This is a genomic window from Halomonas pelophila (assembly GCF_040196315.1).
GTDB classification, from domain to species: Bacteria; Pseudomonadota; Gammaproteobacteria; order Pseudomonadales; family Halomonadaceae; genus Halomonas; species Halomonas pelophila.
On the sequence record NZ_JBEGCI010000027.1, the window covers coordinates 1 to 10,913 of the forward strand.

A 10,913-nucleotide genomic window follows, 5' to 3' on the forward strand; every position below is an offset into this window, starting at 1 on the left:
AGGGCCTCGGCCTGACGGATTGACAAGCCGTCGCGCCACATCCTTTCCAGCACCTCGCGCTTGAACGCTGGGCTGTAGTGACGGCGTGTCTGGCGCAATCCTGCAGGACCATGCTGCCGGTACAGCTCCACCCATCGCCTAACCATGGAATAGTCCAGACCAAAGTGGTGGGCGACCACTTCTAGGCCGGCATCCCCATCCAGGTATTGCTGCACCATTTGCAACTTAAACTGGTCGCTGTACTGGTTCCTCATAGAAACACCCCGAAGGTTGGATTGGGTGTCCAACTTTCGGGGTGCAGTTCATCGGCCGGGCGCTGTTGCATCTAGCAGATCGGCTACCGGCGCGGCCGCATCGGCCGCATCGGCAGCGCCGTCACGTCGCCCTCAGGAGGCGCCGGGCAGGCTTTTGAGCATCGCCGGCGTATCGACATCCCGATGCACGCCGCCGTCCTCGACCTCGATTTCCCGGCAGGCCCGGGGATGGGCGGCGATCACGCCGCGAGCGCCCTGCTCCCCGGCGAGCGTGGCCAGGCGCGGCCAGAAGGCCCGACCGAAGAGTACCGGATGGCCGGGGCGCCCGTCGTGGCTGGGCCGCACGATGCGCCCGGGCGCGGCGGCGGCCGCCAGGCGTCGACAGGTGGCCGGCGCGATGGCGGGCATGTCGCCGAGCCACACCGCCGCCGCCTCGACGTCGCCCAGGCCGGGCTCCTCGAGCAGCCACGCAAAGGCATCGCCGAGACTCGCCCCGAGCCCCTCGTCGGCGTTCGGGGCGACCAGACGCCGAGGTGCCTCAGGCCCGGGTACATCGAGCCCCAGCGAGGCGAGGCTCTCGCCGGCCCGCACCACCAGCACGCGCCGCGACGACAGGGTGAGGCTTGCCTCGAGGCTCGCTGCCAGCAGGGTGCGGCCATCCGGTAGGCGCGCCAGGCGCTTGTCGGCGGGCCCGAAGCGCCGCGAGCGCCCTGCCGCCATCACCAGGGTCACGAGGCGATTCGCGTTGTGATCCGCCCTCACAGATCATCCCGGGCGCGGCCGCGGCGTACCCGAACGATATCGGCCATCACCGCCAAGGCGATCTCCGCCGGCGTCTTGCTGCCGAGCCCGAGGCCGATCGGCATGTGCAGGCGGGAGAGCTCGGCCTCGCTGAGGCCGCCGCTGCGCCTGAGCCGTTCGGCCCGGGCCGCGGAGGTCTTCCGCGAGCCCATCACGCCGATATAGAAGGCCTCGCTCGTCACCGCCTCGATCATCGTCAGGTCGTCGAGGCGGGGATCGTGGGTCAGCGCCACCACGGCGGTGGCCGCGTGGCAGCCGCCGTCGGCGATGAAGGTCGCGGGCAGCGACGCCACCCGCTCGACGCCGGCCAGCGCCAGTCCCTCGAGCGCCTGCGGGCGCGGGTCACAGACGATGACCTCGAAGCCCAGGCGCTGGGCGAACTCGGCGCAGGCCTCGGCGACCGGCGACATGCCCGCCAGCACCAGCCGCGCCGCGGGACCGACGCGCAGCCGGACGTGGCTCGGCGCCTCGCCGTTCGGGGCCTCCGGCCAGAGCACCCGCGCGCCGAGGCCGGTATCGTCCTCGAGGACGCACTCGCCGCTTGCCAGGTCGACGCGGCGCAGCCGCGGGCGCTGGCCGGTCAGGGCCGCCTCCAGCGCCTCGAGGTGCGCGAGGGTCTCGAGCCCCGGGGCAAGCCGCTCCACCAGCACCTCGAGGACGCCGCCGCAGGGCAGCGTCACGCCCGGGCCGCTCAGGCCGTCCTCGGCCTCGCCGTAGCGCACCCGCTGCACCGGCGCCGCGAAGGCGCCGTCGGCCAGGCGCGCGAGGAAGTCCTCCTCGACGCAGCCGCCGGAGAGCGATCCCACGTGGGCCCCGTCGCAGCGTGCCACCAGCCAGGCGCCGGGCTCCCGGGGCGAGGAGCCGAAGGTCGAGAGCACCGTACAGAGCCACAGCGTCTCGCCCGCTCGTGCCCAGGCCAGCGCCTGGCGGATCACCGTCAGATCAAGGTGTTGCATGATAGGTCTCATTCAAGAGGCCCCGCCCCGGGCGTTCCGGGGCGGGGCGTGACGGCACGGGCGAACCGCCCTGATGGAGGGCGGTCCGAGAGGACGCCCCTAGAGCGCGGCCTTGAGCGCCTCGGCACGCATCGGCATGTCGCGCAGGCGCACGCCGACGGCATGCTGGATGGCGTTGGCGATGGCGGGCGCCACCACCGTGGTGCCCGGCTCGCCCAGGCCCACCGGCATGGCGTCGCTATCGACGAACTCGAGATCCATCTCGGGCACCTGATCCATGCGCAGCGGCGTGTAGGCGTCGAGGTTCAGCGCCTTGGGCTTACCCTTCTCGTATTCGGTGCCCTCGTGCAGGGCCATGGAGAGCCCCCACAAGAGCGAGCCCTCGAGCTGCGCCATGGCGCCGTCGGGATGCGCCAGGGTGCCGGCATCGGCCACCGTGGTCAGCCGCTCGACCTTGACCGTGCCGTCTCCTCGATCGACCCGGACCCGGGCGATGCAGGCGACCCAGGTCGGCATGTTGCGCTCCTGGCCGAAGGTCAGGGCGACGCCCATGCCGACATCGTCGGGCAGGCTGTCGCGGCCGTCCCAGTCGGCCTTGGCCATGGCCCGTTCGAGCACGGCCTTCAGGCGCTCGGCACCGCCAACGCTATGCGGCGCCTGACCGGCGTTGCGGCCCTCGGCCCTGAGCAGGTTCAGCCGGAAGCGCGCGGGATCCTCGCCGGCGGCCAGCGCCAGCTCGTCGATGTGCTGCTCCACGGCCCAGGTCGTCCAACCCGGTCCCACCGAGCGCAGGTAGCCCGGCACGAAGACCTCGTGGGCCTTGTGGTTCTGCTGGGCCCAGACCCGCTGGGCGCCGACGTCGTACCAGTGATCGGCCCCGCTGATGGCGAAGGAGTCGACCTTGCCGCCGTTCTCGACCGTCTCGGCGAGAAACGCCGGCGCCATGGCGGCCGATGGCCAGCCGGCGGCGGCGGCATGCTCGGAGGCTACCACCCGGCCGCTGTCGTCGAGCCCGGAGCGCAGGCGCTGCACCGAGGGCGAGCGCACGCAGTCGAAGCGGGTGTCGTCGGGACGCGTGAAGAGCATCTTCACCGGGCGCCCCAGCGCCTTGGCCGCCAGCGCCGCCGGGATGGTGTAGTCGCCGTAGAGGCGCCGCCCGAAGCCGCCGCCCAGGTAGTACTGGTGCAGGGTGACCTGGCTCTCATCGACCTCAAGGGCCTTGGCCAGCATCCCCACCGCCAGCGTCTGCTGCTGGTTGCCGCAGTGCACGTGCCAGTGGCCGTCTTGCTCGACCACGGTGGCGTTGACCGGCTCGAGCTGGAAGTGCAGCACGCTCGAGGTGGTGTAGGTGGACTCGACCACCCGGCTCGCCCCCTCGAGGCCGGCGGCGGCGTCGCCGATGTCGACGAACAGCGAGCCGTTATCGCGGCTCGGCGCCTCGACCAGGGCATGGCCCTGCGCCTGGAGGTCTGCCTCGGTAACGGCATAGCTGTCGCCGCGCTGCCACTCGACCTTCAGGGCGTCGGCGGCACGCATCGCCGCCGAGGTGCTGTCGGCGATCACCGCGAGCCAGCCCTGGCAGACGCCGGAGGGGTCGTCGAGCTCGATAGTCTGGCGATAGCCCTCGACCTGTTGCGCCGCGCTGTCATCCACCGAGAGCGGCTTGGAGCCGAAGCGGGTCGGCGGCAGCACCGGGCGCGCATGGAGCATCCCCTCGACGCTGACGTCGATGCCGTAGATCGCCTCGCCGTTGACCTTGGCCGGCACGTCCATGGCGCCGCCCTGGGTGCCGAGCACCCGGCGCTCGGCGGCGGGCTTCAGGGTGATCTGTGCAAGCTCCTCCTCGGAGAAGCGGCGCTCGAGCCCGGCCTGGGCGACGATCTCCCCAAAGCCGATCGACTGGTCACCGCTGATGACTCGGCCCTGTCGAGCGCGACAGTCGGCCGCGTCGACGCCGAGCAGTTTGGCACCGGCCTCGATCAGCGCGATACGCCCGGCCGCGCCGGCCCGGGAGAGCGGCAGGTAGCTGTGGTGCACCGACCAGCTGCCGCCGGTGACCATGTAGCCCCACTTGGGGTCGCTGTCGACGTAGACCACCTCGATGGAAGACCAGTCCGCCTCGAGCTCCTCGGCGACCAGGCGCGCCAGGCTGGTGGCGACGTGCTGGCCCATCTCGGCCTTGGTGATGTGCACCGTGACAGTGCCGTCGGGGGCGATGGCGTACCAGATCGTCGGCTCGTAGCGCCCGGCGGCCAGCGCCTCGCTGGCGGAGCCGCTCGCCGCCTCGGCGATGCCGGAGAGCCCGAAGGCCAGCATCGCCGAGCCGGCCATGGTGCCGATCAGAAAGCCGCGGCGCGAGATGCCTCGCGCCTCGCCCTGGCGGGCCTCGACGGCCGCCAGCTCATCATCAAACCTGGCCATGGGTCACCTCCTTGGCGCGGGCCGGATCGAAGACGCCGACACCGGCGGTGCTCGCCTCGCGGGCCTGAGTGATCTCGGCGGCGCGCTTGACCGCCCGGTGGATGCGCCGGTAGGCCATGCAGCGACACAGGTTGCCGGCCATCGCCTCGGTGACTTCCTCATCGCTGGGATCGGCGTTGCGGGTCAGGAAATCGGCAGCCTGCATGATCTGGCCCGACTGGCAGTAGCCGCACTGGGGCACCTGCTGCTCGCGCCAGGCCTGCTGCAGGGGATGGTCGTCGTCGTCCGAGAGTCCTTCGATGGTGACGATCTCGGCGCCTTCGGCGGCGGAGACCGGCAGCACGCAGGTACGGGTGGCCTCGCCATCGAGATGCACGGTGCAGGCACCGCACTGGGCGATGCCGCAGCCGAACTTGGTGCCGGTCATGCCGAGATGATCCCGCAACACCCACAGCAGGGGGGTCTGGGGGGATACCTCGACGCTGACCGGCTCGCCGTTCAGGGTAAAAGTGGCCAAGGGACTTCTCCTCAGGTGGTCGACAGGGCGGCGCTTGGCGCCGCGCATGCGCCGTGAGCCGGCGTCTCTTGTAGGAACTTGATCGGGATCAATGTTAGCAGGCTGACAATGTGTGTCGACTCGACCCCGTTTCAGACCTCGACGCCTCGCTCACACGCCCATGAAAAACCCCGCCTCGAGAGGCGGGGTCGGTGACCGCGGAGAACGGAAGATGGCCTAGCCGAGGGTCTCGCCGGCCAGCATGAACCAGGTCTCGAGGACCGCGTCCGGGTTCAGGGAGACCGAGTCGATGCCCTGCTCCATCAGCCACTTGGCGAGGTCCGGATGATCCGAAGGCCCCTGGCCGCAGATGCCGATGTACTTGCCCTGGGCGCGGCAGGCCTGGATGGCCATGGAGAGCAGCTTCTTGACCGCCGGATTCCGCTCGTCGAAGAGGTGGGCGACGATGCCCGAATCGCGATCCAGCCCCAGGGTCAGCTGGGTCAGGTCGTTGGAGCCGATGGAGAAGCCGTCGAAGTACTCGAGGAACTCATCGGCCAGCAGGGCGTTGGCCGGCAGCTCGCACATCATGATGACCTTGAGGCCGTTCTCGCCCCGCGTAAGGCCGTTGGCGGCCAGCAGCTCCACCACCTGGCGGCCCTCGTCGGGGGTGCGCACGAAGGGCACCATGATCTCGACGTTGTCCAGGCCCATCACCTCGCGCACCCGCTTCAGCGCCCGGCACTCCAGCTCGAAGCAGGGACGGAAAGACTCGGAGATGTAGCGCGACGCGCCGCGGAACCCGAGCATGGGGTTCTCCTCGCCGGGCTCATAGAGCTTGCCGCCGATCAGGTTCTCGTACTCGTTGGACTTGAAGTCCGACAGGCGCACGATGACCCGCTGCGGGTAGAAGGCGGCGGCCAGGGTGGAGATCCCCTCGACCAGCTTCTCGACGTAGAACTCGACCGGGTCCGGGTAGCCGGCGGTGCGCAGGTCGATGGTCTGCTGCAGGTCGGCGGGCAGGGTGTCGTACTCGAGCAGCGCCTTGGGGTGCACGCCGATCATGCGGTTGATGATGAACTCGAGGCGCGCCAGGCCGACGCCGGCGCTGGGCAGGCTGGCGAAGCTGAAGGCGCGATCCGGGTTGCCGACGTTCATCATGATCTTGAAGGGGATCTCGGGCATGGCATCGACGCTGGTCACCCGGCGGTCGAAGTCCAGCAGGCCCTCGTAGACGTGGCCGGTATCGCCCTCGGCGCAGGAGACGGTGACGTCGCGGCCGTCGGCCAGCATCTCGGTGGCATCGCCGCAGCCGACCACGGCCGGAATGCCCAGCTCGCGGGCGATGATCGCCGCATGGCAGGTGCGTCCGCCGCGGTTGGTGACGATCGCCGAGGCCCGCTTCATGATCGGTTCCCAGTCCGGGTCGGTCATGTCGGTGACCAGCACGTCGCCGGGGTTGACCTTCTGCATGTCGTCCGGGGAGAAGACCACCTTCACCGCCCCGCTGCCGATGCGCTGGCCGATGGCCCGGCCGGAGACCAGGGTGCGCCCCTTCTCCTTGAGCTGGAAGCGCTCGAGCTTGCCGCCCTCCTGCTGGGAGACCACGGTCTCGGGACGCGCCTGGACGATGTAGAGCTTGCCGTCGTCGCCGTCCAGCGCCCACTCGATGTCCATGGGACGCTCGTAGTGCTGCTCGATGGTCACCGCCTGACGGGCCAGGTCCATGATCTGCTCGTCATTGATGCAGAAGCGCCCGCGGTCGGCCAGCGGCACGTCGACGGTCGCCACCGACTTGCCGGCGCTGGTGTCGTCGGTGTAGATCATCTTGATCAGCTTGGAGCCGAGGTTGCGACGCAGCACCGCCGGACGCCCCGCCGCCAGGGTCGACTTGTGCACGTAGAACTCGTCGGGGTTCACGGCGCCCTGCACCACCGTCTCGCCCAGGCCCCAGGAGGCGGTGACGAAGACCGCGTCGCGGTAGCCGGATTCGGTATCCAGGGTGAACATCACGCCCGAGGCACCGGTCTCGGAGCGCACCATCTTCTGGATGCCCGCCGACAGCGCCACGTTCTCGTGGGCGTAGCCACGATGCACGCGGTAGGAGATGGCCCGGTCGTTGAACAGCGAGGCGAAGACCTCGTGGACGGCGCGCTTGATGTTGTCGAAGCCCTCGATGTTGAGGAAGGTCTCCTGCTGGCCGGCGAAGGAGGCGTCGGGCAGGTCCTCGGCCGTGGCCGAGCTGCGCACCGCCACCTTGAGGTTGGGGTGCTTGGCGGCCAGCGCCTCGTAGCTCTCGCGCAGGTACTGCTCGAAGGTCGGCGGCAGCGGCGTGTCGATGACCCACTGGCGGATCTGGGCGCCGACGCGGGCGAGCTCGTTGACGTCGTCGACATCCAGGGTCGCCAGGGCCTGGTTGATGCGATCGTTCAGCCCCTCGTGGGAGAGGAATTCCCGATAGGCATGCGCCGTGGTGGCAAAGCCGCCGGGGACGGTGACGCCCGCACCGGCCAGGTTGGAGATCATCTCGCCCAGGGAGGCATTCTTGCCGCCGACTCGCTCGACGTCCGCCATGCCCAAGTGCTCGAACCACTGAATGTAATCGTCCATGAGACCTCCCAGAAAAATCGTCGACGGGTGCATCACGCCGGCGGGCCTCGCTCGCGGGGCTGACTCGAGGGTCTAGCTCGCGGGTCTCACTCGAAGGACCGGGGCATGATGGGATGTTGGCGACTCTACCAGCGGCTTTCCATATTCGCCATTGGTCTAACATCGAAGTCACTGGAGGATTTTTACAACAGCGAGCCCATGGGCCCGTTTCCTGTAGTGGCCCGCCCCGGTGCCACACCGCCTGGGCCTTGTCGCGGCCGCGACCAGCGCCGACAATGAAGCTCCACTCGACCGGACGACAGCGACCCGCCATGACGCGCACTGCCTTCTTCATCTCCGACGGGACCGGCATTACCGCCGAGAGTCTCGGCCGCAGCCTGCTGGCCCAGTTCGAGAGCGTCGAGATCCGCATGCTCACCAAGCCCTACATCGACTCCCTCGAGAAGGCCCGCACCCTGGTGGCGATCATCGAGGCCACGGCGGTGCGCGACGGCGAACAGCCAATCATCATCGACACCGTGGTCGACGAGCAGATCCGCGCGGTGATTCGCGAGGCGCCGGGCTTCAAGGTCGATATCTTCTCGACCTTCCTGAAGCCTCTCGAGGAGGAGCTGGAGGCCCACTCCTCCTACAGCGTCGGGCGCACCCACGCCATCGGCCGCGACGACGTCTACATGGACCGCATCCACTCGGTGCACTTCGCGCTGGATAACGACGACGGGGCACGCACCCACCAGTACGACCAGGCCGACATCATCCTGGTGGGCGTCTCTCGCTGCGGCAAGACGCCGACCTCACTCTACCTGGCGCTGCAGTTCGGCATACGCGCCGCCAACTACCCGCTCACCGAGGACGACCTGGACGAGAACGGCAGCCTCAAGCTGCCCAAGGTACTGGCGCCGCATCGCCACAAGCTGTTCGGCCTGACCATCGATCCCCGCCGGCTGGCGGCGATTCGCCACGAGCGCAGGCCCAACAGCCGCTACAGCTCCATGGACCAGTGTGTCCAGGAGGTCGAGCAGGCCGAGGGGCTCTATCGCCAGCTGCACGTGCCCTACATCGACACCACCCGCTTCTCGGTGGAGGAGATCTCCACGCGGATGATCGCCGAGACCGGCCTCACCCGCCGCTTCTCGCCGAGGTGAGCCGCTGCGCACACGGCGGGAAATCGCGAGGAGGGCCTGGTCGCCTCGAGGGCACGGCGTGATCGCGAGATCGGCAGTTCCCTCTGCCCCACTTCGCGGGCGCCCCTAGAGCGGCAAGGCGCGAAACACGCCGACCTCCGGATCGATGCGATTCTGGATGCGCGCCTCGATCTCCGGGTCCACCTCGTCGGAGTCGGTCTCATAGATGCCGCAGCGCTTGAGGGCGGCGCGGTGGCTGATGTGCTTGCCGAGGTAGGAAAAGACCACGCGCTGGCTGACCGGCTCTCGCGAGTCCGCGCCCGAGACGCCCAGCAGCAGCCCAGAAAGGCGCGACACCTTGTTCTTGTAGGTGGGATAGAGAATCAGGTGTACCAGCTCATTCTTCATGATCTGCTCGTAACCGGACACGAAGATCCGGTTGCTCAAGCCGAGCACCATGCCCTTGAGCTTGTAGATGAAGCCATCGCTCCTGCTGGTTCCGGCAAGGGACAGGTGCTCGATCCATTTGAAGAAATGCCGGCCCTCCTGTTCATAGATGACGCCGTAGGCCTTGAGCACCCGCCCGGGATACGAGGTCGAATAATAATAGATGTAATACGACCCCTCGTACTTTGACAGGTCTTCACTGCCGCGCTGGAAGAGCTCCTCGAGCAGTTCGATTTCCGGTCGCTGCCTTGGCCCCGCCCCCGGGATCACCAGGGGGCGAGACTGCACGATCCTGGCGAACTCCTCCTGGGGCATCCGAATCTCATGGTCTTCGACGCCAAAGTAGTCGCAGATCTTGCGAAGGTTGTTGCCGGAGGGCGTGGTATTGCCACTCAAGTACTTGTTGAACTGTTGGCGGTTGATCTCCAGCTCACGGCATACGCCCGAAATGGACTTCTTGTAGCTGCACAGCAGCCGTAGATTGTCGGCAAGATATTGCTTGCTCATCAACGCCTCTAGATTGTTGAACGACCGATAGAAAAGTGAAACCTTGGCCGTCTTTGCTCGGGTCCATGCAGCGATCCGGCACCGCCACGTCGGGAAGGGATCACGCGAACAAGGAGGGAGCCACGCCCGCGGAGGGTGAGTATACATGCTGCACAGGATGGGGGCATCACGCCTTCGCCAACTGATGCCCAAGCCGCATAAACCGACGTCATGAAAAAGAATCAGCGAATCTTACCCGGCAACGTGCACGTGATTACCATCCCTCTCGAACAAAGCGTTTATAAGAAATCGACCTTAACGGAGTCGCATCGGTATGCGCATACTCGCAGCACAGATTCATATCCCTGCCATCGACACCCGAGAGAAGCAGCGTGCCCACGTCGAGTCGGTCATCGACCGGCTCGGCGATCAGATACGCACTCAGCCGGTTGACCTGATCGTCCTGCCGGAACTGGCGACGATGGAGTACTCGAAAGAGAACTTTCAGCGTATCGACGAGTTCTCCGAAACCCTGGAAGGCGAGTTCTACGCGCGGTTTGCCGCCTTCTGCCGGGAGCACCAGGTGGCGGTCTGTTATGGCACCCCCCGCCGAAAGGGGGATCAGACCTTCATCAGCCAGGTCGTGATCGACCGCCATGGCGACTACCTGACGCACTACGACAAGATGCACACGGCCGAGTATGGTGACTCGCACGAGTTCACGTACTTCACGCGTGGCGACCAGCTGTCCGTCTTCGAGATCGATGGCGTCAGGGCGGGCATCATCATCTGCTACGACATGCGTTTTCCTGAACTCTCTCGCCGTCTCTGTCGGGAGCTAGCGGTCGACGTCATCCTGCACCCCGTGGCCTTTTCGAAGGACCTCTCCTTCCACTCCTGGCAGCAATTCGTCACGACGCGGGCCCTGGAGAACCAGGTCTACTTCTTGAGCGTCAACCGCAGCGGCCCGAGTTTTGGCCAGTCGATGCTCTGCCCGCCATGGATCGACAATACGGTTCATCCCACGGTGCTGGGGGACGAGGAGGCGTTCCAGGTCATCACCATCGACCGCGAGGTCATCGGCGACGTCCGCGCAAGACTTCCCTTCCGCAAGGACGTGCTGGCCGACTACGAGAGCCTCGCCGTGCGCGGCGCCTAGCCCGGTCACCGCTACGAAAAAGCCCCCATCCAGGCGCTGAACTGACCCCCAATAGTTGGACGGTTCATTCAGCCAGCGCCCAAGGCCTGAGTCCTGTACTGCACGGGGCTCAGGCCTTTTAGTTTCAGCCTGATGCGTTCGTGGTTGTAGTAATGGATG

The 10,913-nt window shown here is 67.4% G+C and carries 10 protein-coding genes; 2 read left to right on the forward strand and 8 right to left on the reverse strand.

Annotated features, from left to right (window positions below):
* The 6 genes from ABE957_RS18045 to ppsA form a co-directional block, all read right to left on the reverse strand.
* The coding region (locus ABE957_RS18045; protein ID WP_349760052.1) for a helix-turn-helix domain-containing protein at window positions 1-254 on the reverse strand (254 nt) is incomplete at its 3' end.
* A gap of 132 nt (window positions 255-386) precedes the next feature.
* A complete protein-coding gene (locus tag ABE957_RS18050) occupies window positions 387-986 on the reverse strand; it encodes a nucleotidyltransferase family protein (RefSeq protein WP_349760053.1) in 600 nt (199 codons plus the stop codon).
* Window positions 987-1,012: 26 nt separating this feature from the next.
* A complete protein-coding gene (locus ABE957_RS18055; RefSeq protein WP_349760054.1) occupies window positions 1,013-2,011 on the reverse strand; it encodes an XdhC family protein in 999 nt (332 codons plus the stop codon).
* A gap of 99 nt (window positions 2,012-2,110) precedes the next feature.
* Window positions 2,111-4,432 carry a xanthine dehydrogenase family protein molybdopterin-binding subunit gene (locus ABE957_RS18060; protein ID WP_349760055.1) on the reverse strand — a complete coding sequence of 774 codons (2,322 nt, stop codon included), beginning with the start codon at window positions 4,430-4,432 and terminating at the stop codon, window positions 2,111-2,113.
* Window positions 4,419-4,949, reverse strand: a complete 531-nt coding sequence (locus tag ABE957_RS18065) for a (2Fe-2S)-binding protein (protein WP_349760056.1) — start codon at window positions 4,947-4,949, stop codon at window positions 4,419-4,421. The genes ABE957_RS18060 and ABE957_RS18065 overlap by 14 nt, the downstream gene beginning before the upstream one ends.
* Before the next feature lie 216 nt (window positions 4,950-5,165).
* Complete coding sequence (gene ppsA, locus ABE957_RS18070; RefSeq protein WP_349760057.1) at window positions 5,166-7,538, reverse strand: phosphoenolpyruvate synthase; 2,373 nt, start codon at window positions 7,536-7,538, stop codon at window positions 5,166-5,168.
* Between the two features lie 311 nt (window positions 7,539-7,849).
* On the opposite strand from ppsA, the gene ppsR reads away from it, so the two are divergent.
* On the forward strand, window positions 7,850-8,683 hold the full coding sequence (ppsR, locus tag ABE957_RS18075) for a posphoenolpyruvate synthetase regulatory kinase/phosphorylase PpsR (RefSeq protein WP_349760058.1): 834 nt from the start codon (window positions 7,850-7,852) through the stop codon (window positions 8,681-8,683).
* A 105-nt stretch (window positions 8,684-8,788) separates the two neighbouring features.
* On the opposite strand, the gene ABE957_RS18080 is transcribed toward ppsR, so the two are convergent.
* Complete coding sequence (locus ABE957_RS18080; protein ID WP_349760059.1) at window positions 8,789-9,616, reverse strand: helix-turn-helix domain-containing protein; 828 nt, start codon at window positions 9,614-9,616, stop codon at window positions 8,789-8,791.
* Between the two features lie 313 nt (window positions 9,617-9,929).
* On the opposite strand from ABE957_RS18080, the gene ABE957_RS18085 reads away from it, so the two are divergent.
* Entirely contained in the window at window positions 9,930-10,754 is an 825-nt protein-coding gene (locus ABE957_RS18085) for a carbon-nitrogen hydrolase family protein (RefSeq protein ID WP_349760060.1), read from the forward strand.
* A gap of 68 nt (window positions 10,755-10,822) precedes the next feature.
* Here ABE957_RS18085 and ABE957_RS18090 read toward each other — a convergent pair.
* A partial coding sequence (locus ABE957_RS18090; protein ID WP_349758910.1) for an IS3 family transposase occupies window positions 10,823-10,913 on the reverse strand: 91 nt, incomplete at its 5' end.